We start from the raw sequence: 26,718 nt of genomic DNA on the forward strand, positions 1-26,718 counted from the left end.
TCAAATAAGGCTTATTTTTTTGCAATCGAAAAGAGTTTTTTTACCAACCACGTCCTGCTAGCGGTAAGCGCAAGGAGGTCCTCGTAACTCACTTGGGCATCATGCAACTGCTGCTGGCAAGTTTCTTCTCGCGCAGCCACGACGCCAAGCTCACATGAAACTTCGTTGAGTGAATTTATCAATCTGGATATCTCCACCCTGCTTTCGGAGAGCGCCTCCTCCATCTTCTTGTGCGACTCTTTCAGCTCGCTCAACTCAGTATGTTGCTTAAAAAAAACATCGTTATGATGCTGCCTCAGCGCCTGGAGTTCAGCCTGCTGCAAGAGATTTTGTTCATCTCGTTGCTCTAGAGCCCTATCAACTGCCTCGCGCATTGGCGAAGAGAAAAGAGCCAGCATTTCGGAGAATTCGATCTGTGCATTTTCGATAACCTGCCAGTAATCACTCCGCATTTCATTGCATACAGAATACACACGCTCTGCAAAAGTTCTCTCTTTGCGTTGCGGATCTGCGTATGAATTGTGATCATGATGACGATTCTCAACTCCCAGGTAGGCATCAACTTCTTGCTTCGAATCTTCGATCGAAACGGGCCACTGAAGCTCCAATTCGGACGCAACCCGTTCTACACTGACAGCCCAATCCATCAACAATTGATCATAGGTAATTATTGATCGAGGAATTTCACGCGTAGCTTTTTCAGCTTCAAAAAAGTATTCAAGCCACAGAATTTCAGTATGTTTGGCCCCCCACTTATCCTCACCGACCATTCGAGCGACAGAACTCGTAACTTCATCCGGATGGCGGGTTACCAGCAACGCACGGGGCGCTATGTTCAGCGAGCGAAGCACTCGGAGCCACAAAGGAACAATACGACACATTCTGGGCTCTTTGATAATCCACAGCGCTTGGTCGCCATATTCACGTCTAACCAGCCCGACAAGTTCATCATGTGCCTTATGGGTCGCTGGATGCTCAAGCCATCCATCAGGCATCTCACTGACATCAAACCAGGTGCGCCCTAAAGCCGTTAATAGACGCTCATGAATGGCCAACGCGTCTGCGCTTTCAAAAAAACCTTTAGGGTTAGGTTTGGCTGCAGGCAACAAATTTCCCGACAACGCCGCCCCGCGTAGATTGAGCACACGGGTGACTGCCGAGGTACCGCTACGAGGCATTCCCAACACTAAAATTGCTGTAGGGTTATTCATGATTAGTTACCGATAAATCTATCGAGGAAAACCATAAATCGGGCGATTCAACCAAATCCGTCAAACCGGTAGAAAGGCGTGATGGGTTAGGCAGCACTCGAAACATTTCAATATCGATTTTTCGATCCAAGAACTGCTCTTGTCCATCTAGAACAGCCAGCACCCCAGCGTTCAAAAAATACATTGCAGGCATTAACTGGCAAACAAAAGGAAAGACAGCCTTGACTCGAGTTCCCTTTTCTACAATAGAGATCGCATCCTGGATCGTGGAACTGACTGCACCGCTCAGTTCAAGCCCGGATGTAGTACGAATCATCATCCCGAATCTTACCTTCTCGGCAGACTCTGAAAAGTCTGCTTCGTACACAAAATTATAGGCCTCACCTTCCTGAATCACGTTGACTCGGCGACCATCGAGAGTCTCGACTTGAGGATTAATTATGGACACGCCGTTGGACTTGTAACTTAATGTACTTTGAGGGACCATGCCCTCATCGTAATAAGCATCCTCTTTGGCCTCAGCATCTTTTTTAGCACTGATTACCAACTTTGAATCGACTTTATCGGCGACCGAAACAAACTTATCAATGCCTTGCAATTCATCACTTGCTTGCAATCTTATTTCTGCCCTCAGTGCCTCTACAGAGTCAGCAGGAGAATAAATTAGCTTATGATACTTGGAGACAACCGACTTTGGACCACCAACGGCAAGTAACTCGCCTTGGTCCAGGAGAATAGCTCGGTCACAAAGCTCTGTTACGATCCCGGCAGAATGAGATACGAACAGAATCGTAGAACCGTCATCTCTCAGACGCTGAATACGTGCAAAACACTTACGCTGGAAAGCTTCATCACCAACGGCCAGCGCCTCATCTACAATAAGCAAATCCGGGCTCACGTTGATGGCTACGGAGAAAGCCAAACGGACATACATTCCGCTTGAATAACTCTTTACCGGCTGCTCTATAAAATCGCCGATATCGGCAAATGCTGCGATTTCCTCAAATCGAGAATCGATTTCTTCCTTGGAAAGGCCAAGTACAGAACCATTCAAGTAAACATTTTCACGGCCGGTAAAGTCCGGATTGAAGCCAGCACCCAATTCAAGTAGTGCAGCGATTCGTCCGTTAACCTTTATCTCACCTTGACTAGGAAATAACGTGCCGCAAATTAGCTGCAGTAAAGTTGACTTACCGGAACCATTACGACCAACGATTCCAAACGTCTCTCCACGCTTGACTTCAAAGCTAATGTTTTTTAGAGCATGAAACTCTCTAAACCATATCTTTTTCTTACTTACTGGAGAAAGCATCTGCAGAAGTCGATGATGAGGTTTGTCATACACAGGAAAGCTTTTACTTACATTGCTCACAATTACTGCAGAATCAGAGCACATCGCCAAACCCCCTTCTTGTCGCTGAAAACCATGTATAACCGACTAATGCAAACAGAGAACTGGCCAAGGCATACAGCCCCAATCCGCTCCAATCAGGCATCCCCCCCCAAAGAGAAACCTCTCGAGCCTGATCGATAATAAAGGTCAATGGATTGAGCGAAAATACAAATCGATATTGCTCTGGGATGGCATTAACCGGCACTACAGCCGAAGAGGTAAACAACAGTGCGGTGGACAGTACTCCCGTAACCTGACTGACATCCCGAATATAAACACCTAGCGCTGAAAGAAACCAGCCAACCCCCAACATCAATATGACCAAGGGTAAAAATACTACCGGCAAAAGAATAATACTCCAAGAAAATTGATGATCGACTGCCAGCCTTAGTATGATTAGAACTACAACGTTCATAAAGGTATGAAACAACGCCGAGACCACCATCGGCCAAGGAAGTATTTCAATCGGAAAAATAACCTTCTTAACATAACTTACATTACTGGTAATCAGCATTGGAGCACGAGTGAAACACTCCGCAAAAAAACCATGAACGATAAGACCTACGAAAAGAATTATCGCAAAACTATTGACCGAACCGGCTGGCTGAGGCCAGCGGCTATTAAGAATGCTGCCGAATGCAAAAGCGTAAACACACAACATCAAAAAAGGGCTTAAAATCGACCATAACAGGCCAAAACTAGCCCCCCGATATCTGCCAAGCACTTCACGCTTGCTCAATGCAAGGATCAAAGAACGATTACGCACAACCGAAACAACCGGTGCAAATACACTTGCTTTTAAACTTCCAACAAAACTGGCCATAGCCACTCCAAGAAGCATCACACTATCTAACAAACAAAATAATTTCAATAATCAAAGAAACTACTGATATAAACTGCATAGACCAACACTGACACACGGGGAAAAACCTCCATGCTCCCTTTTGAAGCTGATGATTCTTCCGCTAAAACTTTAAATCTACACACCTGCATACATAATCCTATTCAAATTCTATTAAGCAACACGGCAACCCAGAGAGCCAAATTCCCCTGCAATGTTTGTCTATAAACACCTGAACGTATTAAAAAGATACAGCGCTTCAATAACGGCGAGCATCTAGCCCTTTCAAAATTCTCCAGGACCATCAAATTTGAGGGCGGCATACGCTCTTTTAATGGATCAATCGCTTTAATATTGCGTCTATTCCACTCAAGAAAACGACCACCGAGCATTTTCCTTAGGCGCGTAAAACCGGATAAAACACCTGCATTGGCACCGATAACATTATCTGAATGCTGCCTATAGCTGACATGCGACTCGAAATCGTAATAAACTCGACCACCACAAGCCGTCACCAGTATGTAAAACCACCAATCATGTGAAATGACGTCTGAATTGGCGGTAACGCCAGCTATTGCTTTCAACGCATGGTTGAACACCATCGTATTTCCGCCCGCAAGACTTTGTACCAGGGCATTCTTAAAACTTGGCGGATATTTAAAGAGTGGTGAGTTACCAACCCTCACTCCAAATTCATTAACCAGCGCTGTTCGCCCGCAATAAAGTGAAGGGGTGTCTACCGCGCATTTTTTTAGCCACTGAATAGCAACATAGAGTTTATCTACTGACCATATATCGTCCTGATCACAGAACGCATAATATTCCGCGGAGATATCCTGTTTTTTGACTAAAGAAATAAAATTATTCGCGTAACCTTTCTGCGGACCGGAGAGTATAAAAAATCGTTCTGCGCCTATCTTTTTTTGATAGACACGCAAAATCTCCAAGGTATGATCTTGTGATCCGTCATCAGACGCATATATAACCCAATTATCATAAGTTTGGCTGATAATAGAGTCTATCTGCTGCGCGAGATAGCGCTCCCCCTGATAGGTGCAAAGTAATATCGCGACCTTCCCAATCGTCTCATTACTAACGCTCACCGCATTGCTTTCCTTGACTAAAAAAGAGTCACTCACCGTACGCAGACCGCTTTTCCAAGGTGCAAAACGTTTTTCGGGGGGAGCATGTTCGATACCTTCGGGGCTTTTGTCAAAAAACGGAGGCTACTGTCAGAAATCATTGGCTCTGACATCAGCAGCGTGGGGATCCTGAAATCGAAGGAAATACGAATATCAGGGTGTCTGATCTTATCAAACCCACGCCTGGATCTCAAAATATCACCGCTGGACCGTGATTCTTAGAAACATTCTGGCCAACGTTGCCCCTCACGGTAGATAACCCTCGAAAGTCACGAAAGCCCCCCCCTATTGGTGTGAAGCCGCTCCCGCCTCAAACCTCCAGGCAAGAACAGCGATTGGAAAATAGGCCAGCAAAATTCCTACCACACCTTCCAAGGCATTAACGGCGACCAGCACAGCAATGGGTAGGAGCCAAAGTATGTTAATTGCGAATACAGCCAACGTAACAAACCGATGGCTCTTAAAGTACCTTGAAGCATTTTGATAAGCGTGGCTGCAGTGAGCCTGATAAATTTTTTCGCCTCGGGTAATTCGGCGCATAAGTGTAAACGTGGCGTCTACCACAAAGACGCCAAGCAATATCAACCAACACCATAGAAAATGAGGTGAATGCCAAGCTGAAACAAGAGAAAGCCCACCTATCGCAATACCAAGAAACCCGCTACCTGCGTCACCCATGAATATTTTCGCAGGAGGAAAATTCCAAAAGAGAAACCCCATGGCCGCTGCAGCCAGTAACAAAGGCGCACCGACAAGTTCTGGTGTTCCCGCAACGTAGTAAATGACACACATCCCTAAACAAGCACAAATAGCCTCTATACTTGCAAGACCGTCAATACCATCCATAAAGTTATATAGATTGAGAACCCAAACCAGATACATCGCGCCCAATGCTGGTCCAGCCCATCCCATATCTAATACTTGGGAAAAAAATAAAATGGGTGCCAACCCGTTCAACCAGAACAAAACCCAGGCGGCAGCGATAAAATGCCCCAAAAGTCGCCATCTAGCAGCGATATGCCCATGATCATCAGCAAAGCCTAAAATGGCTACGAGTAAGCCTGCGCCGCCAACTGCTGCCGCCTCAGACAGCGTTAAAGAGTCGAACCTGACAAGTATCGGAAGCACTGCAATGAAAGAGATAACAATCGCAACGCCCCCGCCTCTAGGGGTAGGTACAGTGTGGGAACTTCGCTCATTCGGGACATCCATTATGCTTGCATTGAGTGCGTAATGGCGCAGCGCCCACGTCAACACGAGGGAGATGCAAAGAACAAATATCAATAGCCAACAGAAAATCATAACTTCCGATTATCCTGAAAGTGAAGCGCACTGCGGCGAAACGCTAGATCCCTTGTAATCGGAGGAAACCACCCCAACAAACTGCATGTTTCACTGATATCAACTTGCAGTGAACTACAAAGGCGTTGAATCACGGCTCTGCGCCCTGTCAAAAAGCCCGCCAATTTCAATAGAGTTACCGGAACGGGAAGCAAGCGACTTTTTTTCCCTAAAGCTTTCGCCATTAATCCAAGCAACTGTGATGTGGATATATCTGCACCATCACTGACCATCAATACACGCCCCTTAGCGGAAGGGTGACTGATACAGGTGACAATCAAATCCACCAGATTTTCAACAAATACCAGGCTTCGCTGGTTATGAATAGCACCTAGTGGAAGAGGAATTTCCCTGTCCAGCCAGTTCATCATATCAAGAAAATTCGCCTTGACGCCTGGCCCATAGACTAGCGGAGGTCGAATAACGACCAACTCCATACCTGTTTCTAAACTTATTTTTCTTAGCCCCTCTTCTGCTTCGAATTTTGACAACCCATAAGGATCTTTCGGCACTGAGCTTAGAGCAGGCGTGAACGGATGACCTGGAAGAGTACTTTCACCATTAACTTTAATTGAGCTTATATATATAAAACGCTTTACGCCCGCACTGGCGGCATTTCGCGCCAGATTCAACGTACTGTTGACATTGATTTTCCGGAATTCCGCCAGAGCGTCCGGTGCAGTTTCGTCCATAACATGAACCCTGGCAGCACAGTGAACGATTGCGTGAACACCATCAAGAGCAAACCCGATATCAGGTGAATTCATATCCCAGCAAACAGTTTTACACAGCCCACTGATTTTTGACTGGGAACGCACGGTAGCTAGTGGCGTAAATGCCTTATCAATAAGTAGCTTAAAAACTACCGCCTCACCTACGAACCCTGTTGCCCCCGTAACCAAGACCAACGGTTGATTCATCTTTTCTTCGTCCCTGACAGCGCTGCAACCCAGCATAAAATAAAGAAAAGCGCTTTATCGCGTTTACGTCGCCGACACTGGCATGAACTCAATGACAGAAAAATTAACTCCCTGCGGCTAAAGCCAATCCACTGACGAACAAATCGTTCCTCAATCAGATCCAACAACTCTACAATTATTCGAACCTGCTTGAACCACCAACCGTCCCGCACTGTTTTGTAACGTGCGACTAATGTCTTGAACCCAGTATTCGCACCGACTTGATTACGCTCATGTTGCCTGTATTGCATCGTGGACACAGGATCAATCACCCACTTGAACCCACGACTACGAGCAAATGCATAACAGTACCAATCGTGCAGATCAACACACTGTAGCGCAGACCAATTAGTAAGGAGTGAAGCTTTAAGAGCGTCTGCAAGTCTGCGCCCTAACACATAGGTGCAGCCCGGCCCTGCTGCCTCGAACAAGTAGTCCCATTCAACCTGCGGTTGGGCCTTGTCTAACAAGCGAGCATTTCCGCCTGCCCAAAACGCAGTAACGTTGCTCGAATATGCGTCAAATTGATGATCAATCAGCGTGCGGGTCGCCCGAACGAGCTTCTCTTCATGCCAAATATCATCTTGATCGGCAAAGGCAACAAAGTCGTGCCTGGAAAAGTCGACATCCCGTATCAGGCGAAAGAAATTACGTGAGGCCCCACCGAACTTGCCTTGCGGTGGCAGAACAACCACATTGGAATGACGTGCTGCATAGGCAGCACACCAAGCCTCAGTGCCATCGGTGGACGAATCGACACTGATGTAGATCGATACATCGGTCATGGATTGGGCTTGAATCGAATCAAGTTGTTGCTCGATCCAAAGCATACCGTTATAGGCAGCCAGCAAAACTGCAACGCTTTGATTTTCTACTGGCATGCGAATCCTGCATAGACGGTGCTGGATTTACTAATCCAGAGTGTGCTTCGCTCTATTTACAGCGAGCCATGATCCAATAGTTTTTGTAGATATTGACCGTACCCGGTTTTTTTCAGGCGTTCTGCCTGAGACCCAAGTTGCTCAGCGTTAATCCACCCATTGGTATAGGCAATTTCTTCAAGACACGCAATCTTGAATCCTTGACGATGCTCAATGGTGTGCACAAAGTGGCTGGCTTCGAGCAAAGAATCATGAGTCCCTGTATCAAGCCATGCAAAACCACGCCCAAGCATTTGAACACTAAGCGCTTTTTGCTCAAGATAAACTCGGTTGACATCAGTAATTTCCAACTCGCCTCGTTCTGACGGCTTGATGCTTTTGGCGATATCAACAACCTGATTGTCATAGAAGTACAAGCCAGTTACTGCATAGCTGGATTTTGGCTGATCAGGCTTCTCTTCGATACTCAAGGCACGGCCAGAATCATCAAACTCAACGACACCAAAGCGCTCAGGGTCAGAAACATGATAGCCAAAAACTGTAGCCCCACTTTCCTGATTACTGGCAGCGCGCAGGTTGTCCGAGAAGTGATGGCCGTGGAAAATATTGTCGCCAAGAATCAAACAGCAAGGATCTTTGCCAATAAATTCCTCACCGATAATAAATGCCTGAGCCAAACCATCAGGACTTGGTTGCTCCGCATAGGACAACTTTATGCCATACAGGCTGCCATCTCCCAGTAGCTTGCGGAAACAAGGCAAATCCTCAGGTGTAGAAATAATGAGAATTTCCCGCATACCCGCAAGCATTAGCACCGACAGCGGATAGAAGATCATTGGCTTGTCGTAGATAGGCAGCATTTGCTTGGATACGCCAAGGGTAAGCGGGTGTAGGCGCGTACCCGAACCACCAGCGAGAATGATACCTTTACGATTTGTAGTGATCATTTATTTAAAACTTCCATAAGCATTCGGGTCACACCACCTTGCCAATCCGGCAAGTGCAGAGAGAAATTGTCGCGGATTTTTTGAGTATTCAAACGCGAATTCAATGGCCGGCGAGCAGGGGTAGGATAGGCCGTCGTTTCAATCGGACTCACATTCTTGACTGCCAGTTCCTCACCCACCGCTCGCGCGAAGTCAATGACGTGAACCGCATAACCGTGCCAAGAAACCTCACCACCGGCGGCCAAGTGATACAGGCCACCCAGTTCAGGTGCTTGCTGTACTTTCTGAATAGCCAAGACAGTAACATCAGCAATGAGATCTGCACCTGTAGGGGCGCCGATCTGATCAGCGATTACATTGAGGCTTTCGCGGTCTTTCGCCAGGCGCAACATCGTTTTGGCGAAGTTGTTACCGCGCGCGCCATATACCCAACTGGTACGGAAGATCAGGTGCTTGCAACCGGACTCCAGAATCCCCTGCTCACCCGCAAGCTTGCTGGCTCCGTAATGATTTACCGGAGCCACGCCGTCTGTCTCCTGCCAAGGATCCACACCGAGACCGCTGAACACGTAATCAGTTGAATAGTGAACCAGCCAAGCATCCAGAAGCGCTGCTTCCTCTGCCATCACACGGGTCGCCTCACCATTGACCCGATCAGCCAACTCCTTGTCCGACTCGGCCTTATCTACCGCGGTGTATGCCGCGGCATTCACAATCACATCGGGCTTGATCTGACGAATAGTCGAGCGCAGTGTGTCGAGGTTTGCCAAATCACCGCACAATTCACCAACCGCATTACGATCCAGTGCAATCAAATCACCAAGGGGGGCGAGAGCGCGTTGAAGCTCCCAGCCAACCTGGCCATTTTTGCCGAGCAACAAGATTTTCATTTTTCCACCGAACGGTCGCTGTAGTTGGCATCAATCCACTGCTGGTAGCTGCCGCTTTTCACGTGCTCCACCCATTCGGTATTAGTCAGATACCACTCGACAGTTTTACGAATTCCCGACTCGAACGTTTCTTGCGGAGTCCAGCCCAACTCTTTCTGGATCTTGCTGGCATCAATTGCATAACGCTGATCGTGGCCCGGGCGGTCCTGGACGTAAGTGATCAGGCTTGCATGCGGTCGATGGGCTGAATCAGGGCGCAACTCATCAAGCAAAGCACAAAGTGTGTGAACCACCTCGATGTTCTGCTTTTCGTTGTGTCCGCCGATATTGTAAGTCTCGCCAATCACACCTTCAGTGACGACTTTATACAATGCACGAGCGTGATCTTCGACATACAACCAGTCGCGAACCTGGTTGCCTTTGCCGTAAACCGGCAGCGGCTTGCCCTCCAGCGCATTGAGAATGATCAACGGAATCAATTTCTCAGGGAAGTGGCAAGGGCCATAGTTGTTTGAGCAATTTGTAACCAGCGTCGGCAGACCATAAGTACGAGCCCATGCGCGAACCAAATGATCGGAGCTGGCCTTGCTGGCCGAATAAGGCGAACTTGGCTGATAAGGAGTAGTCTCGGTAAAGAGATCTTCTGGCCCTTCAAGATCACCGTAAACTTCGTCGGTCGAAATATGGTGAAAACGGAAATTGGCTTTACGCACATCATCCAGTGCAGCCCAATACTGGCGCGCAGCTTCCAGTAGCGTATAGGTTCCGATGATGTTGGTCTGGATAAATTCCGATGGGCCGGTAATCGAGCGATCGACGTGGGACTCTGCAGCCAAGTGCATGATGGCATCGGGCTGGTGCTCACGCAGGACACGGTCGATCTGATCACGATCGCAGATATCAACGCGCTCAAATGCATAACGCGGATCCTGGCTAACTTCTGCCAGAGACTCCAGGTTACCGGCATAAGTCAACTTATCGACGTTGACCACAGAGTCGGTAGTGTTGGAAATGATGTGACGGATGACTGCCGAGCCGATGAACCCGGCGCCGCCGGTAACTAGAATTTTCACGCGAAACCATACCCTTGAGCTGCGGACAGTGACACCAACGAGCACTGTCTAATCCATGAATGCAGAAGCCATCAAACCTGAGGCTTCCGTCAGAGTCAGTCTAAATCGATGTGGGAATATGCCACTATCGAACAAGGGTAACATTTTACAGCTTAATGAATCTTTTACTAATGGATATGGATAGGTTGGAGCGCAATTTCGACAGGCGCACTGCGCCTGTCATCTTCAGACAAGACGCTTGCGTGCAGCTCTGGACGAACGTCCCAAAAACCACCCCAGAATCGGACCAACCAGCATGCCAGCAAGCAATGCGATGACCACCACCAATGACACTGGAAGCTGCGGCCCAGCCAACCCAAGAAACAGCAACGAGATTGGCTGCTGATTCTCAAGCACAAACGCAAGAATCACCAATACCAGCAACAATATGAAAACACCTAGAAGTATGCGTTTGAGGTTACGCACGAGTAACTCCTTGCAGGGCAGCGACTGTCAAACCCCCTCCTCCTCTTCTTCGTTCACCCGATCACGCAACTCTTTGCCCGGCTTGAAATGCGGAACGAATTTTCCGTCGAGACTGACAGACTGGCCAGTCTTTGGATTGCGACCGACGCGCGGCGCACGATAATGCAGGGAGAAGCTGCCAAACCCACGGATCTCGATGCGATCGCCGGTAGCCAGGCACTGGGACATTTGTTCAAGCATGGTCTTGATGGCCAGCTCCACATCCTTGGATGAGAGTAGCCCTTGATGGGTGACAATTCGTTCGATCAACTCCGACTTCGTCATATTTTTCCCTTCTTTTTCAAGCAGCTAGATCAGCGCTTGAAAGGTTTTAGCACGCCCGGAAGATTTTGAACAGCCCAGGGATTGACATATCCTCCTTGGCGCCGAAACGCCTGTTTTCAGTGCACAAAAGTACGAGCCGAAGCAATACACACTCAACGGCACATGACCAGCATGGTTCGAGTGACGTAGCCTGCCGGATTGAAGCCAAACGGATATTCATCCTCATCCTTGGCCTGATCAGATCGGGTGATCACCCGGTAACCCGCCCCCTTGCACTCCTTCGCCGCGCGCCTTTGGCACTTCTCCCAACCCGACCCCAAACCGGAGCAGTCAATCTCGATACCACTGACGCCACGCACCGCATGCGTCTTGGCACTGGTGGTACAGCCAGCCAAAATCAACACAGCAATCAACACAATAAATCTGTTCATCCACTTCCTTATGCCAGGCAACGCCCGACTACTGCACGACTACTACCCCACAGCTTAGTCGCGAATAGGCGATTGATCCGATTAAAGAAACAGACAACCCGCTGAAGGGATTGGTTTCACCGCAGCCTCGATCCTCCCATCAAATCGCAGGCACAAAAAAGGGCGACCGAAGTCGCCCTTTTTCATGATCAAGCAGAACTTAGTTCTGTTTGGCCATTGCTTGCTTCAACAGAGCAGCCATGGTGGTATCGGCTGGAGCTTCCTGAACGGAGTTCAGGCTCTGGATAGCTTCTTTCTCTTCAGCGTCATCTTTCGACTTGATCGAGAGCTGGATTACGCGGCTCTTGCGATCAACGCTGATGATCTTGGCTTCAACTTCCTGGCCTTCTTTCAGAACGTTGCGCGCGTCTTCAACGCGGTCACGGCTGATTTCGGAGGCTTTCAGGGTTGCTTCGATGTCGTCGGCCAGAACGATGATGGCGCCTTTGGCGTCAACTTCTTTCACGGTACCGGTCACGATAGCGCCCTTGTCGTTAACCGAGACGTACTCGGAGAACGGATCGCTTTCCAGTTGCTTGATGCCCAGGGAGATGCGCTCGCGCTCTGGGTCAACCGACAGGATGACGGTGTCCAGCTCGTCGCCCTTCTTGAAACGACGTACGGCTTCTTCGCCCACTTCGTTCCAGGAGATGTCGGACAGGTGAACCAGACCGTCGATGCCGCCGTCCAGACCAATGAAGATACCGAAATCGGTGATCGACTTGATGGTGCCGGAGATCTTGTCGCCCTTGTTGAACTGGCCAGAGAAGTCTTCCCATGGGTTCGACTTGCACTGCTTGATGCCCAAGGAGATACGACGACGCTCTTCGTCGATGTCCAGAACCATGACTTCCACTTCGTCGCCTACTTGTACGACTTTCGAAGGGTGGATGTTCTTGTTGGTCCAGTCCATTTCCGAAACGTGTACCAGACCTTCAACGCCTTCTTCCAGCTCAGCGAAGCAGCCGTAGTCGGTCAGGTTGGTTACACGAGCGGTAACACGAGTGCCTTCTGGGTAACGGGCTTTGATAGCAACCCATGGATCTTCGCCCAGTTGCTTCAGGCCCAGGGAAACACGGTTGCGTTCGCGATCGTATTTCAGAACCTTGACGTCGATTTCGTCACCAACGTTGACGATTTCGGAAGGATGCTTGATACGCTTCCACGCCATGTCGGTGATGTGCAGCAGGCCGTCCACGCCACCCAGATCGACGAATGCGCCGTAATCGGTGAGGTTTTTGACGATACCTTTGACTTGCTGGCCTTCCTGCAGGGATTCCAGCAGAGCTTCACGCTCGGCGGAGTTCTCGGCCTCCAGGACGCTGCGACGGGAAACGACAACGTTGTTGCGCTTCTGGTCCAGCTTGATGACCTTGAATTCCAGCTCTTTGCCTTCCAGGTGCGTGGTGTCGCGCACTGGACGGACGTCAACCAGGGAACCTGGCAGGAACGCACGGATGCCGTTAACGTCGACAGTGAAGCCGCCTTTAACCTTACCGTTGATAACGCCCTTGACCACTTCCTCAGCTGCGAAGGCTGCTTCCAGAACGATCCAGCATTCAGCGCGCTTGGCTTTTTCACGGGACAGCTTGGTTTCACCGAAACCGTCTTCAACCGAATCCAGAGCAACGTGAACTTCGTCACCGACATTGATAGTCAGATCGCCAGCGTCGTTGTAGAACTGTTCCAGCGGGATGAGTGCTTCAGACTTCAGGCCAGCGTGAACGGTTACCCAGCGAGCCTGGTAATCGATATCAACGATAACACCGGTGATGATGGAGCCTGCCTGAAGGTTCAGGGTCTTTAGGCTTTCTTCAAAGAGTTCCGCAAAGCTTTCGCTCATTTTAATTCCTGTAGATGAGGGCGAAGAATACGCCCATCTCCACACCCCAGACGGTGTGGGTTAGTTTCATTTAAAAGAAGCGCTGCAGGACTATGACTGGTCCCCTGCGGCCTTCTTGGTCACCCGGCGATATCGCGAATGGCGATCTCGCTCATGATGCGTTCAAGCACCTGATCGATGGACAACTCCGTGGAATCCAGCTGAATCGCGTCGGCCGCCGGCTTGAGCGGGGCCACTGCACGCTGGGTATCACGCTCGTCGCGTGCACGGATCTCATCTAGCAGACTCGACAGACTAACATCCTCGCCTTTGCCCTTCAACTGCAAATATCGGCGACGCGCTCGCTCCTCGGCGCTGGCGGTGAGGAAGATCTTCAAGGGCGCATCGGGAAAAACCACCGTACCCATGTCGCGACCATCAGCCACCAGCCCCGGCGCTTCCTGGAAAGCGCGCTGGCGCTGCAGCAGCGCCTCACGCACCGCCGGCAGCGCAGCTACCTGGGACGCGCCTGCGCCGACACTTTCAGTACGGATGACATCGCTGACTTCATCACCTTCCAGAATGATGCGCTGCAGCTGACCTTCAGTCGCCGCGATGAACTGCACATCCAGATGAGCAGCCAGTTTTTTCAGCAACTCTTCATTGGTCAGATCGACACCATGGTTGTGCGCAGCGAACGCCAGCAGGCGATACAGCGCACCGGAATCCAGCAGGTTCCAGCCGAGACGCTTGGCCAGAATCCCGGCGACCGTGCCCTTGCCCGAACCGCTTGGCCCATCGATGGTGATGACCGGTGCAATGTTTTTCACGACTGAGCCTCTTGTGCCACTCGAATGCCGACCTGCGCGCACAGCGCGAGGAAGTTCGGGAACGACGTCGCGACGTTGGCGCAATCATGGATGCGGATCGGCGCAGTGGCGCGCAGCGAGGCCACGCTGAAGGCCATGGCGATACGGTGATCGCCGTGACCATGCACTTCGCCGCCACCGATCTGGCCGCCATCGATGATGATGCCGTCCGGGGTCGGCTGGCACTTGACGCCCAGCGCCAGCAAGCCGTCCGCCATTACCTGGATGCGGTCCGATTCCTTGACGCGCAACTCTTCAGCACCCGTCAGCACGGTACGACCTTCGGCACAGGCCGCCGCCACGAACAGTACCGGGAATTCGTCAATCGCCAGTGGCACCAGCGCTTCCGGAATCTCGATACCTTTGAGTTTAGCTGCCCGCACGCGCAGGTCGGCTACCGGTTCGCCACCGACCTCACGTTGGTTTTCCAGGGTGATATCGGCACCCATCAGACGCAGGATGTCGATAACGCCGGTACGGGTCGGGTTGATGCCGACGTGCTCCAACACCAGCTCGGAACCTTCGGCAATCGAGGCCGCCACCAGAAAGAACGCCGACGACGAGATATCGCCCGGCACTTCAATGTGGGTCGCGGTCAGCTTGCCGCCGGACTCGACCGACGCGGTCGCGCCATCAACGCTCACCGGGTAGCCGAAGCCACGCAGCATGCGCTCGGTGTGATCACGGGTTGGAGCCGGTTCAGTGACGGTGGTCTTGCCTTCCGCGTACAGACCCGCCAGCAGCAGGCAGGACTTCACCTGAGCACTGGCCATCGGCATGGTGTAGGTCAAACCCTTGAGCTTATGACCGCCACGAATGATCATCGGCGGACGACCTTCGGCAGCAGTTTCAATCACAGCGCCCATTTCCCGCAGCGGATTGGCCACGCGATTCATCGGACGCTTGGACAGCGACGCATCGCCCGTCAGGGTGCTGTCGAAGTTCTGCGCAGCCAGCAGGCCGGACAACAGACGCATCGAGGTACCGGAGTTGCCCAGATAGATCGGGCCAGGTGCAGGCTTCAAGCCATGCAGGCCAACGCCGTGAATGGTCACGCGACCGTGGTGCGGGCCTTCGATGACCACGCCCATGTCGCGAAATGCCTGCAAGGTCGCCAGGGCATCTTCACCCTCGAGGAAACCTTCTACCTCGGTCACGCCTTCGGCCAGCGAGCCGAGCATGATCGAGCGGTGGGAAATCGATTTGTCACCTGGTACGCGAATCCGACCGGACAAGCGGCCACCAGGTTGAGCCAGAAAAATCAGATCGTTGGAATTCATAGCGTCCACATAGGCCCTGCGGGCCAGGATTTTACTGAAATGCTCGCGGGCAACCCGGGCGCGCGTGAAGACGCCCAACAATTGGTGCCCATCCCCTGCATCGACCGCGTCGCGCAAGGCGTCGAGGTCGCTGCGAAATGTATCGAGTGTGCGCAGGACAGCCTCGCGGTTGGCGAGGAAGATGTCGTGCCACATCACCGGGTCGCTTCCGGCGATTCTTGTGAAATCGCGGAAACCGCCCGCAGCGTAACGGAAGATCTCAAGGTTTTCATTGCGTTTGGCCAACGAGTCGACCAGACCGAAGGCCAGCAGGTGCGGCAGATGACTGGTCGCAGCCAACACTTCGTCGTGGCGCTCGACCTGCATATGCTCGACATCAGCACCCAGCTCACGCCACAAGCGATCGACCACCGCCAGTGCGGCCGGGTCGGTTTGCGCGAGCGGGGTCAGAATCACCTTGTGCCGACGGAACAGCTCAGAGTTGGAAGCTTCCACCCCGCTCTGCTCGGAACCGGCAATCGGATGCCCCGGCACAAAACGCGCAGGCATGCCGCCGAACGCCTCGGTCGCCGCGCGCACCACATTGCCCTTGGCGCTGCCGACATCGGTCAGAATCGCCCGGCCCAGATCGACACTCGCCAGACGCGCGAGCACCTTCTCCATGGCCAGAATCGGCACCGCCAGTTGAATCACGTCGGCGCTCTGACACGCAGCAATCAGGTCATCTTCACAACGGTCCACCACACCCAACTCGACCGCCAGCTTGCGCGATTGCGGGTCGAGATCGACCCCGACCACTTCACGGCAGATGCCGCTTTCACGCAAGCCTTTGGCAAACGAACCACCGATCAACCCCAGACCGACCACCACAAGGCGACCGATCATAGGTGCAGCAGATTGCAGAGCAGTGACATCACCCACGAGCCAGAACCTTGCGCAGCGCTTCAAGGAAGCGGCTGTTTTCCGCCGGCAGACCAATGGTCACCCGCAGGTGGTTCGGCATGCCGTAATTGGCCACCGGACGCACGATCACGCCTTCACGCAGCAACCCCTGGAAAATCGGCGCAGCAACCTGACCGAGATCGACGCAGATGAAGTTGCCCTTGGACTCGATCCAGCTCAGACCCAGCTCACGGAAACCCGCCTGCAGTTGCTGCATGCCGGATTCGTTGAGCTGACGGCTTTGCGCCAGATACTCGTCGTCCTTCAGCGCCGCACAGGCTGCGGCCAGAGCCAGGCTGTTGACGTTGAATGGTTGGCGCACACGGTTGAGCACGTCCGCTACTACCGCAGTGGACAGGCCATAACCAACGCGCAGCGCTGCCAGGCCATAGGCCTTGGAGAACGTGCGCGATACCAGCAGATTCGGGTACGCCGCGAGGAAATCCAGACCGTCCGGCAGGTCGCTGCCTTCGGCGTACTCGATGTACGCCTCGTCCAGCACCACCAACACATGCTCCGGCACGTCCTGCAGGAACTCGTCCAGCGCTTCGGCGCCGAACCAGGTGCCGGTCGGATTGTTCGGGTTGGCGATGAACACCACGCGGGTATTGGCATCGATGGCCGCGAGCATCGCAGGCAAGTCGTGCCCCCACTCCTTTGCCGGCACCACTTTGGCCTGCGCACCGACCGCCTGGGTGGCGATCGGGTAAACGGCAAACGCATGCTCACTGAACACGGCGTTCAGACCCGGCGCCAGATAGGCGCGCGCCACCAGCTCGAGAATGTCGTTGGAACCGTTGCCCAGGGTCACCTGGTTCAGCTCGACGCGGCACTGCTCGGCCAACAGCGATTTCAGCGCGAAGCCGTTGCCGTCCGGATAACGGGTCAGCTCGGCCAGCTCATCACGGATTGCCGCCAGCGCTTTCGGGCTGGCGCCCAGCGGGTTTTCATTGCTTGCCAGTTTGACGATTTTCGCCGGATCCAGATCCAGCTCGCGCGCCAGTTCGTCCACGGGCTTGCCCGGAACGTACGGAGAAAGTTGTTGCACGCCCGGCTGTGCCAGAGCGAGGAAGTTGCCACTCATTTGCTACCGCCCCTTTAAAGAACTGCTTTCGGGTAGGAACCCAGCACTTTGAGTGCTACTGCTTCCTGACTGATCTTTTCCAGCACACCTTTGATCAGCGGATCACGGTGGTGGCCGACGAAGTCGATGAAGAACACGTAGGTCCATTTGCCACTGCGCGACGGACGGGTTTCGATCCGGGTCAGGTCGATCCCGTTGTCATGGAACGGCACCAGCAGCTCATGCAGCGCGCCGGGCTTGTTGCTCATCGAGACGATGATCGAAGTCTTGTCGTCGCCGGTCGGCGGCACTTCCTGGTTACCAATCATCAGGAAGCGCGTCGAGTTGTCCGGACGATCTTCGATCTTCTCGGCCAGACGCGTCAGGCCGTACAAGCCTGCGGCCATGTCACCGGCAATCGCCGCCGAATTCCACTCACCCTTGACCCGCTTCGCCGCTTCAGCGTTGCTCGACACCGCCACACGCTCGACATTCGGGTAGTGCGCGTCCAGCCACTTGCGGCACTGGGCCAGCGACTGGGCGTGGGAGTAGATGCGGCTGATGCTGTCAGTCTTGGTGTTTTCACCGACCAGCAGGTGATGGTGTATGCGCAGCTCGACTTCGCCGCAGATCACCATGTCGTGCTCGAGGAAGCTGTCGAGGGTGTGATTGACTGCACCTTCGGTGGAGTTCTCCACCGGCACCACGCCGAAGTTCACCGCACCCGCCGCCACTTCACGGAACACTTCGTCGATCGCCGCCATCGGCTTGCTGATCACCGCGTGGCCGAAGTGCTTCATCGCCGCTGCTTGAGTGAAGGTGCCCTCAGGGCCGAGGTAAGCCACTTTCAATGGCTGCTCGAGCGCCAGACACGAGGACATGATTTCGCGGAACAAGCGCGCCATCTCTTCGTTGCCCAGCGGCCCCTGATTTCGCTCCATCACGCGCTTGAGCACCTGGGCTTCACGCTCGGGACGATAGAACACCGGCACTTCGCCTTCGGCCAGCGAAGCCATCTTGACTCGCGCAACTTCCTGGGCGCAGCGCGCACGCTCACTGATCAGTTCCAGGACCTTTTCGTCCAGAGCGTCAATACGCAGGCGCAGGGCCTTGAGTTCTTGCTCGGACATCAGCCGTGCTCCTTCTCGAATTCAGCCATGTACGCCACCAGCGCGTTGACGGCGTTGATGTCGACGGCGTTGTAGATGGAGGCGCGCATGCCGCCCACGGAGCGGTGGCCCTTGAGGTTAAGCAGACCGCGCGCATCGGCACCGGCCAGGAACGGTTTGTCCAGGCGATCGTCAGCCAGACGGAACGGCACGTTCATCCACGAGCGGTCCGACTTGTTGATCGGGTTGCTGTAGAGGCCACTGGCGTCGATGAAGTCGTACAGCGTGCGCTGCTTGACGTCATTCAGTTTGGCGATCGCTTCAACGCCGCCCTGCTCTTTCAGCCACTGGAACACCAGACCGGAAAGGTACCAGGCCAGGGTCGGCGGGGTGTTGTACATCGAACCGTTGTCGGCCGCGACCTTGTAGTCGAGCATGGTCGGGCACAGCGAACGTGCCTTGCCCAGCAGGTCTTCGCGGATAATGTTGACGACGATACCGCTCGGGCCGATGTTCTTCTGTGCGCCGGCGTAGATCATGCCGAAACGCGAGATGTCGACCGGACGCGAGAGGATGTCCGAAGACATGTCAGCCACCAGCGGTACATCACCGGTTTCCGGGATCCACTGGAATTCCAGACCGCCGATGGTTTCGTTCGGCGCGTAGTGAACGTAAGCGGCGTCTTTCGACAGCTTCCACTCGTTCTGACCCGGGATGGCGAAATAGTCGTAAGGCTTGGCGGTGGCGGCAACGTTGACGTGGCCGTAGCGCGAGGCTTCTTCGATGGCTTTCTGCGACCAGATACCGGTGTCGATATAGTCGGCGCTGCCGTTTTCCGGCAACAGGTTCAGCGGGATCTGCGCGAACTGCTGGCTGGCGCCACCCTGCAGAAACAGCACTTTATAGTTCGACGGGATATTCAGCAGGTCACGCAGATCCTGCTCGGCCTGGGTGGCAATGGACACGAACTCATCGCTGCGATGGCTCATTTCCATGACCGACAAACCCTTGCCATGCCAATCAAGGAGTTCACCCTGGGCACGTTGCAGGACAGCTTCAGGAAGCGCCGCAGGACCGGCACAGAAGTTATAGGCTCGCTTGCTCACATCCAATCTCGCTCTGATTTGGTGGTATCACGCAATAAATCACACTACCGATCAACACAGCCCTGTGGGAGCGAGCCTGCTCGCGAATGCATCACCGCGGTGGGTCAGAGGTACCGCAGCGCCTGCATTCGCGAGCAGGCTCGCTCCCACAGGGGATCTCCATGATGTCGAAATTTCATACCGGACAAATAACAAGGGGGCGAATTTTCATCCGCCCCCTCGCTTGTCCGCTTACTCCTGCGGCTCTTCGTCAGCTGCGGCGTCGAGTTGCTGGTCCTCGGCAACGTCGTCGATCACGACACCTCCCTCGAACTCGGCACCCTCTTCACCTTCAAGCTCGTCGCCTTCGACCTCCGATGGCTCCTGAACCCGCTCCAGACCGACCAGGGTTTCATCTTTGGCCAGTTTGATCAGAGTCACGCCCTGGGTGTTACGACCCAGGCTCGACACTTCGTCGACACGGGTACGTACCAGCGTGCCCTGATCGGAAATCAGCATGATTTCTTCGCCGTCGAGCACCTGAACCGCACCGACCAGACGGCCGTTACGCTCGTTGCTGACCATGGCGATCACGCCTTGACCGCCACGCTTGTACTCTGGGAACTCGGTAATCGCGGTGCGCTTGCCATAACCACGCTCGGAAGCGGTGAGGATCTGGCTGCCTTCTTCCGGGATCAGCATCGAAATCAGCTTCTGCCCTTCCGGCAGACGCATGCCGCGTACACCACGGGCGGTACGGCCCATGGCACGGACGTCGGACTCTTTGAAGCGCGTCACTTTGCCGCCATCGGAGAACAGCATCACTTCGCGCTCGCCATCGGTGATGGCCGCAGAGATCAGCACGTCGCCTTCGTCCAGTTCCAGCGCGATCAGACCGACGCTGCGCTGACGGCTGAAGGATTCCAGCGGAGTCTTCTTCACGGTGCCGTTGGCGGTCGCCATGAAGATGTAGTGACCTTCGGTGTATTCCTCGACCGGCAGCATGGTGGTGATGTATTCACCGTCATCCAGCGGCAGCAGGTTGACCAACGGACGACCACGGGCGGCGCGGGATGCTTCCGGAATTTCGTAAGTCTTCAGCCAGTAGACCTTGCCTTTGCTGGAGAACAGCAGCAGCGTGGTGTGACTGTTGGCCACCAGCAGGTGAGCGATGTAGTCCTCATCCTTGACGCCGGTCGCCGATTTGCCTTTACCGCCACGACGCTGAGCCTGGTACGCAGCCAGTGGCTGGGTCTTGGCGTAGCCACCGTGGGAAATGGTCACGACGCGCTCCTCTTCCGGGATCATGTCGCCCAGGGTCAGATCGAGACGCGCATCGAGAATCTCGGTGCGGCGCACGTCGCCATATTCGGCGCGGATCACTTCCAGTTCTTCGCGGATCACTTCCATCAGGCGCACGGCGCTGTTGAGGATGCGGATCAGCTCGCCGATCTGGTTGAGAATCTCTTGATACTCGGCCAGCAGCTTCTCGTGCTCCAGACCGGTCAGACGGTGCAGACGCAGTTCCAGAATGGCTTGCGCCTGTTCTGGCGACAGGAAGTACTTGCCTTCGCGCAGACCGTATTGCGGATCGAGGTTTTCCGGACGGCACGAATCGGCGCCGGCACGCTCCACCATCGCCACCACCGCCGAGGATTCCCAAGGGGTGCTGACCAGCGCTTCCTTGGCTTCCGACGGAGTCGGCGACGCCTTGATCAGGGCGATCACCGGGTCGATGTTCGACAGGGCAACGGCCTGACCTTCGAGGATGTGACCACGCTCGCGAGCCTTGCGCAGCTCGAATACGGTACGACGGGTGACCACTTCGCGACGGTGACGGACGAAGGCTTCCAGCAGATCCTTGAGGTTGAGGATGCGTGGACGGCCGTCGATCAGCGCGACGATGTTGATGCCGAATACCGATTGCAGTTGGGTCTGGGCGTAGAGGTTGTTGAGGATCACCTCAGGCACTTCGCCGCGACGCAGTTCGATCACGACGCGCATACCGTCCTTGTCGGACTCGTCGCGCAGCTCGGTGATGCCTTCGAGCTTCTTCTCTTTGACCAGCTCGGCGATCTTCTCGATCAGACGCGCCTTATTCAGCTGGTACGGGAGTTCGGTGATGACGATCTGCTGACGGCCACCGACCTTGTCGATGTCTTCGATGATCGAACGGGCACGCATGTAAATGCGGCCACGACCGGTGCGGTAGGCTTCGATAATGCCGGCACGACCGTTGATGATCGCGGCCGTCGGGAAGTCCGGACCGGGGATGTATTGCATCAGCTCATCGACGGTCAGCTCGGGATTGTCGATGAGGGCCAGGCAACCGTCGATGACTTCACCGAGGTTGTGCGGCGGAATGTTGGTCGCCATGCCCACGGCAATACCGCTGGAACCGTTCACCAGCAGGTTCGGCACGCGGGTCGGCATGACCGCCGGGATCAGTTCGGTACCGTCGTAGTTCGGCACCCAGTCCACGGTTTCCTTGTGCAGGTCGGCCAGCAGTTCGTGCGCCAGCTTGGTCATGCGCACTTCGGTGTATCGCATGGCCGCGGCGTTGTCGCCGTCCACCGAACCGAAGTTGCCCTGACCGTCAACCAGCAGGTAGCGCAGGGAGAAAGGCTGAGCCATGCGGACGATGGTGTCGTACACCGCGGTATCACCATGCGGGTGATACTTACCGATCACGTCACCGACAACACGGGCAGATTTCTTGTACGGCTTGTTGAAGTCGTTGCCCAGCTCGCTCATCGCGAACAGTACGCGACGGTGCACGGGCTTGAGGCCATCGCGCGCATCCGGCAGTGCACGGCCGACGATTACGCTCATCGCGTAGTCGAGGTAGGACTGTTTCAGCTCGTCTTCGATATTGACCGGGAGGATTTCTTTGGCCAGTTCGCCCATGAGAAGCCTGATTCCTTTTTCTGGTGAAACTTCGTCATATCCATATGGGATGTACGAAGCTCGTCGGGGCAGGCTGAGTGCCGTGCGCCGACTTACGACAAATCAACGGATAGAACCACGGATTTGCGCAGTAAAGACAGCTCCGTGAAGCTGCCTCGGAAAACGCCGGATGTTATCACAAGAGCCGCCACGCACCTATCCCCCAGATGCGCATGGAGCATAGTTAGTTGACCGATGACAGGCGTAAAGGGGACGAGAGAGGCTCAGAGCTTCTTTGAATGCAGTTTTGAGGTCAGATTTTGCGATGTTTATTGACTTTCAGGGCCCCTTCGCGAGCAGGCTCGCTCCCACATTGTTCTGTGGTGATCACAAAACCTGTGGGAGCGAGCCTGCTCGCGAAAGGGGCAACGCAGACACCAAGCCAATCAATGCAGGCGTTTGCGGCACATCAACTGAGCCATTTTCGCCGTATCCGGACGCTCGACGATGCCCTTTTCAGTGACGATCGCATCGATCAGATCCGCCGGCGTCACGTCGAAGACCGGGTTGAACGCTTCGACGTCCGCGCCCACGCGCTTGCCACCGACTTCCAGCAATTCGGCGCCATCACGTTCCTCGATCGGAATGTCGTCGCCGCTGGCCAGGTGCATGTCGATGGTCGAACTCGGCGCCACCACCATGAAGCGCACGCCGTGGTGCATGGCGTTGACCGCCAGTTGATAGGTGCCGATCTTGTTCGCCACATCGCCATTGGCGGTGATGCGGTCAGCACCGACGATCACCCAGGTCACGCCTTTGGTTTTCATGATGTGCGCAGCAGCCGAGTCGGCATTGAGCGTCACCGGGATGCCTTCGTTTGCCAGCTCCCAGGCGGTCAGGCGCGAACCCTGCAGCCACGGGCGGGTTTCATCGGCGTAGACGCGCTCTACCATGCCTTCGAGATAGGCCGCGCGAATCACCCCCAGCGCGGTACCGAAACCACCGGTGGCCAGGGCGCCGGTGTTGCAGTGGGTAAGAATCGCCTGGGCGTTGCCCTGATGCTTGCGGATCAGATCGACACCGAGCTGAGCCATGGTCAGGTTGGCCTCGCGATCGCTTTCATGAATGGCGATGGCTTCAGCTTCCAGTGCCGCCAGCGGATCGGCGTTTTCTTTCAGCCGGTCCAGGCGATCGTGCATGCGATTGAGCGCCCAGAACAGATTGACCGCCGTCGGGCGAGAATCGGCCAGCAGCGCGAAATCCTCCTCCAGCGCCGCGTACCAGTCACCCCCCTCAGCGATCCGTGCGCGGGCCGCCAGCACAATGCCATAGGCGGCACTGATGCCGATGGCCGGCGCGCCACGCACCACCATCGAACGAATCGCCTCAGCCACACCGGCAGCGCTGGTGTAGGCAATCCAGGTTTCCTCGAACGGCAAAATACGCTGATCCAGCAGGTGGAGCGCGCCATCTCGCCAATCGATGGCCTTTACTTTCTCCGCAGCCAACAGTCGATCGCGCATCCCTCACCCCGCACTCATGAACAAAAGCCGCCGATTATAGCGATCCCCCCGCGAAGACGCTCGGGTATACTTCGCCATCCTTTACAAAAGCACTGGAACCGACCATCGATGCCGAAACCTGCCATTGCGCTCGACTTATTATTGCTGCCGACCTGGCTGGTACCCGTCGAACCTGCAGGCGTTGTGCTCAAGGAGCACGGCCTGGGCATCCGTGACGGTCGCATCGTGTTTATCGGCCCGCGCGCCGAAGCATTGAAGTGTAACGCCACTGAAGTCCGCGAATTGCCGGACGTGTTGCTCAGCCCTGGCCTGATCAACGCTCACGGGCATGCGGCGATGACCCTGTTCCGTGGCCTGGCCGATGATCTGCCGCTGATGACCTGGCTGGAAAACCACATCTGGCCGGCCGAAGCCAAATGGGTCGATGAAGATTTCGTCCGTGATGGCACTGACTTGGCGATTGCCGAGCAGATCAAAGGTGGCATCAGCTGCTTCTCGGACATGTACTTCTTCCCGAAAGTCGCCAGTGAGCGTGTGCACAACAGCGGCATTCGCGCACAGATCGCGATTCCGATCCTCGATTTCCCGATCCCCGGCGCCAGCAGCGCCGATGAGGCCATTCGTCAGGGCGTCGAGCTGTTCGGTGATCTGAAGCACCACGAACGGATCAAGATCACTTTCGGCCCTCATGCACCCTACACCGTAGGCGACGAGAACCTGGAAAAAATCCGTGTGATCGCCGAAGAGCTGGACGCGTCGATCCACATGCACGTCCACGAAACCGCCTTTGAAGTCCAGCAATCGCTGGAGCATCGCGGCGAGCGACCACTGGCCCGCCTCGCTCGCCTCGGCCTGCTCGGCCCGCGCTTCCAGGCGGTGCACATGACCCAGATCAGCGATGACGATCTGGCATTGCTGGTAGAAAGCAACACCAGCGTGATCCACTGCCCGGAATCGAACCTGAAGCTGGCCAGCGGTTTCTGCCCGGTGGAGCGTCTGTGGCAGGCTGGCGTGAACGTTGCCGTCGGCACCGATGGCGCAGCGAGCAACAACGACCTCGACCTGCTCGGCGAAACCCGTACCGCCGCGCTGCTGGCCAAAGCCGTCGCCGGCTCGGCCACCGCGCTGGACGCCCATCGCGCGCTGCGCATGGCCACGCTCAACGGCGCCCGGGCTTTGGGCATTGAGGCACAGGTCGGTTCGCTGGAGATCGGCAAGGCTGCAGACATCGTCGCCTTCGACCTGTCCGGCCTGGCCCAGCAACCGGTTTATGACCCGGTGTCACAGCTTATCTATGCCACTGGCCGCGACTGCGTGAAGCACCTGTGGGTCGCCGGCAAACAGTTACTCGACGACCGGCGCCTGACCCGCCTGGACGAACAACAGCTGGGCGCCACCGCCCGGACCTGGGGCCAGCGCATCAGCGGCCACTCAGAATCGTAAACACCGCGGAGCAGACTCCGCGGCTACAGCCTTTTTCAAGTTTTTCGAGGAATAGATCATGAGCAACGTCGACCACGCCGAAATCGCCAAATTCGAAGCCCTGGCCCATCGTTGGTGGGACCGTGAAAGCGAATTCAAACCACTGCACGACATCAATCCGCTGCGGGTCAACTGGATTGACGAGCGGGTCAATCTGGCCGGCAAGAAAGTCCTCGACGTCGGCTGCGGCGGCGGCATTCTCAGCGAAGCCATGGCCCAGCGCGGCGCCACCGTAACGGGCATCGACATGGGCGAAGCGCCGCTGGCGGTCGCGCAACTGCATCAATTGGAATCCGGGGTCAACGTCGAGTACCGGCAGATCACCGCTGAAGCCCTTGCCGAAGAAATGCCCGAGCAGTTCGACGTCGTAACCTGCCTGGAAATGCTGGAGCACGTACCGGACCCGTCGTCGGTGATCCGCGCCTGCTACCGCATGGTCAAACCGGGCGGCCAGGTGTTCTTCTCGACCATCAACCGCAACCCGAAGGCGTACCTGTTCGCCATCGTCGGTGCCGAATACATCATGAAGCTGCTGCCACGCGGCACCCACGACTTCAAGAAATTCATTCGCCCGTCCGAGCTGGGCGCCTGGAGCCGCATCGCCGGCCTGACCGTCAAGGACATCATCGGCCTGACCTACAACCCGCTGACCAAGCACTACAAACTGGCCAGCGACGTTGACGTCAACTACATGATCCAGACCCTGCGCGAGGAGTAAGC

General features: G+C 54.8%; 23 protein-coding genes. 2 read left to right on the forward strand and 21 right to left on the reverse strand.

Annotation, left to right across the window (positions count from 1 at the left end; translation table 11 throughout):
- Positions 1 to 11 precede the first annotated feature (11 nt).
- The 21 genes from ACM6HV_RS23620 to mtnA all read right to left on the reverse strand — a co-directional run bounded on the left by ACM6HV_RS23620 (position 12) and on the right by mtnA (position 24,516).
- Positions 12 to 1,211 (reverse strand): sulfotransferase family protein, encoded by a 1,200-nt coding sequence (locus ACM6HV_RS23620; RefSeq protein WP_414905422.1) that lies wholly within the window; start codon positions 1,209 to 1,211, stop codon positions 12 to 14.
- A complete protein-coding gene (locus ACM6HV_RS23625; RefSeq protein ID WP_145594166.1) occupies positions 1,204 to 2,607 on the reverse strand; it encodes an ABC transporter ATP-binding protein in 1,404 nt (467 codons plus the stop codon). Before ACM6HV_RS23625 ends, ACM6HV_RS23620 begins: the two co-directional genes overlap by 8 nt.
- Positions 2,597 to 3,427, reverse strand: coding sequence for an ABC transporter permease (locus ACM6HV_RS23630; RefSeq protein WP_414905423.1), 831 nt, complete (start codon positions 3,425 to 3,427; stop codon positions 2,597 to 2,599). The genes ACM6HV_RS23625 and ACM6HV_RS23630 overlap by 11 nt, the downstream gene beginning before the upstream one ends.
- Before the next feature lie 182 nt (positions 3,428 to 3,609).
- Positions 3,610 to 4,548: a glycosyltransferase family 2 protein gene (locus tag ACM6HV_RS23635; protein WP_145594172.1), complete on the reverse strand. Its 939-nt coding sequence runs from the start codon at positions 4,546 to 4,548 to the stop codon at positions 3,610 to 3,612.
- 324 nt (positions 4,549 to 4,872) lie between these two features.
- Positions 4,873 to 5,889 (reverse strand): MraY family glycosyltransferase, encoded by a 1,017-nt coding sequence (locus tag ACM6HV_RS23640; protein WP_145594174.1) that lies wholly within the window; start codon positions 5,887 to 5,889, stop codon positions 4,873 to 4,875.
- The gene (locus ACM6HV_RS23645) at positions 5,886 to 6,848 is read right to left on the reverse strand and encodes a UDP-glucose 4-epimerase family protein (RefSeq protein WP_414905424.1); all 963 of its coding nucleotides are present in this window, start codon (positions 6,846 to 6,848) and stop codon (positions 5,886 to 5,888) included. The genes ACM6HV_RS23640 and ACM6HV_RS23645 overlap by 4 nt, the downstream gene beginning before the upstream one ends.
- Positions 6,845 to 7,768 (reverse strand): glycosyltransferase, encoded by a 924-nt coding sequence (locus ACM6HV_RS23650; RefSeq protein WP_145594178.1) that lies wholly within the window; start codon positions 7,766 to 7,768, stop codon positions 6,845 to 6,847. Before ACM6HV_RS23650 ends, ACM6HV_RS23645 begins: the two co-directional genes overlap by 4 nt.
- A gap of 56 nt (positions 7,769 to 7,824) precedes the next feature.
- Complete coding sequence (gene rfbA / locus ACM6HV_RS23655) at positions 7,825 to 8,715, reverse strand: glucose-1-phosphate thymidylyltransferase RfbA (RefSeq protein WP_414905425.1); 891 nt, start codon at positions 8,713 to 8,715, stop codon at positions 7,825 to 7,827.
- Complete coding sequence (gene rfbD, locus ACM6HV_RS23660; RefSeq protein ID WP_047598695.1) at positions 8,712 to 9,605, reverse strand: dTDP-4-dehydrorhamnose reductase; 894 nt, start codon at positions 9,603 to 9,605, stop codon at positions 8,712 to 8,714. The genes rfbA and rfbD overlap by 4 nt, the downstream gene beginning before the upstream one ends.
- A complete protein-coding gene (gene rfbB, locus ACM6HV_RS23665) occupies positions 9,602 to 10,678 on the reverse strand; it encodes a dTDP-glucose 4,6-dehydratase (RefSeq protein ID WP_186448452.1) in 1,077 nt (358 codons plus the stop codon). The genes rfbD and rfbB overlap by 4 nt, the downstream gene beginning before the upstream one ends.
- 225 nt (positions 10,679 to 10,903) lie before the next feature.
- A complete protein-coding gene (locus ACM6HV_RS23670; RefSeq protein WP_145594182.1) occupies positions 10,904 to 11,143 on the reverse strand; it encodes a LapA family protein in 240 nt (79 codons plus the stop codon).
- A 27-nt stretch (positions 11,144 to 11,170) separates the two neighbouring features.
- A complete protein-coding gene (ihfB, locus tag ACM6HV_RS23675; RefSeq protein ID WP_003189779.1) occupies positions 11,171 to 11,467 on the reverse strand; it encodes an integration host factor subunit beta in 297 nt (98 codons plus the stop codon).
- A gap of 152 nt (positions 11,468 to 11,619) precedes the next feature.
- Positions 11,620 to 11,898, reverse strand: coding sequence for a hypothetical protein (locus ACM6HV_RS23680; RefSeq protein ID WP_047295550.1), 279 nt, complete (start codon positions 11,896 to 11,898; stop codon positions 11,620 to 11,622).
- A gap of 199 nt (positions 11,899 to 12,097) precedes the next feature.
- On the reverse strand, positions 12,098 to 13,780 hold the full coding sequence (rpsA, locus tag ACM6HV_RS23685; RefSeq protein WP_414905426.1) for a 30S ribosomal protein S1: 1,683 nt from the start codon (positions 13,778 to 13,780) through the stop codon (positions 12,098 to 12,100).
- A 119-nt stretch (positions 13,781 to 13,899) separates the two neighbouring features.
- Positions 13,900 to 14,589, reverse strand: coding sequence for a (d)CMP kinase (cmk, locus tag ACM6HV_RS23690; RefSeq protein WP_007963625.1), 690 nt, complete (start codon positions 14,587 to 14,589; stop codon positions 13,900 to 13,902).
- Complete coding sequence (locus ACM6HV_RS23695) at positions 14,586 to 16,793, reverse strand: bifunctional prephenate dehydrogenase/3-phosphoshikimate 1-carboxyvinyltransferase (RefSeq protein ID WP_414905427.1); 2,208 nt, start codon at positions 16,791 to 16,793, stop codon at positions 14,586 to 14,588. Before ACM6HV_RS23695 ends, cmk begins: the two co-directional genes overlap by 4 nt.
- 28 nt (positions 16,794 to 16,821) lie before the next feature.
- Entirely contained in the window at positions 16,822 to 17,934 is a 1,113-nt protein-coding gene (hisC, locus tag ACM6HV_RS23700) for a histidinol-phosphate transaminase (protein ID WP_145594190.1), read from the reverse strand.
- Positions 17,935 to 17,948: 14 nt separating this feature from the next.
- Positions 17,949 to 19,043, reverse strand: a complete 1,095-nt coding sequence (gene pheA, locus ACM6HV_RS23705; RefSeq protein WP_047527090.1) for a prephenate dehydratase — start codon at positions 19,041 to 19,043, stop codon at positions 17,949 to 17,951.
- Positions 19,043 to 20,128, reverse strand: coding sequence for a 3-phosphoserine/phosphohydroxythreonine transaminase (serC, locus tag ACM6HV_RS23710; RefSeq protein WP_145594192.1), 1,086 nt, complete (start codon positions 20,126 to 20,128; stop codon positions 19,043 to 19,045). Before serC ends, pheA begins: the two co-directional genes overlap by 1 nt.
- Positions 20,129 to 20,359: 231 nt before the next feature.
- Positions 20,360 to 23,014 (reverse strand): DNA gyrase subunit A, encoded by a 2,655-nt coding sequence (gyrA, locus tag ACM6HV_RS23715; RefSeq protein ID WP_145594194.1) that lies wholly within the window; start codon positions 23,012 to 23,014, stop codon positions 20,360 to 20,362.
- Positions 23,015 to 23,439: 425 nt separating this feature from the next.
- Positions 23,440 to 24,516, reverse strand: a complete 1,077-nt coding sequence (gene mtnA, locus ACM6HV_RS23720; RefSeq protein ID WP_086794158.1) for an S-methyl-5-thioribose-1-phosphate isomerase — start codon at positions 24,514 to 24,516, stop codon at positions 23,440 to 23,442.
- 108 nt (positions 24,517 to 24,624) lie between these two features.
- Between mtnA and ACM6HV_RS23725 the strand changes: the two genes are divergently transcribed.
- Positions 24,625 to 25,959, forward strand: a complete 1,335-nt coding sequence (locus ACM6HV_RS23725; RefSeq protein ID WP_414905428.1) for a TRZ/ATZ family hydrolase — start codon at positions 24,625 to 24,627, stop codon at positions 25,957 to 25,959.
- Positions 25,960 to 26,017: 58 nt separating this feature from the next.
- Positions 26,018 to 26,716 carry a bifunctional 2-polyprenyl-6-hydroxyphenol methylase/3-demethylubiquinol 3-O-methyltransferase UbiG gene (gene ubiG / locus ACM6HV_RS23730; protein ID WP_145594197.1) on the forward strand — a complete coding sequence of 233 codons (699 nt, stop codon included), beginning with the start codon at positions 26,018 to 26,020 and terminating at the stop codon, positions 26,714 to 26,716.
- The last annotated feature ends 2 nt before the right edge of the window (positions 26,717 to 26,718 follow it).

It is taken from the genome of Pseudomonas sp. IT-P260, from assembly GCF_949768395.1.
In the GTDB taxonomy this organism is placed as follows: domain Bacteria; phylum Pseudomonadota; class Gammaproteobacteria; order Pseudomonadales; family Pseudomonadaceae; genus Aquipseudomonas; species Aquipseudomonas parakoreensis.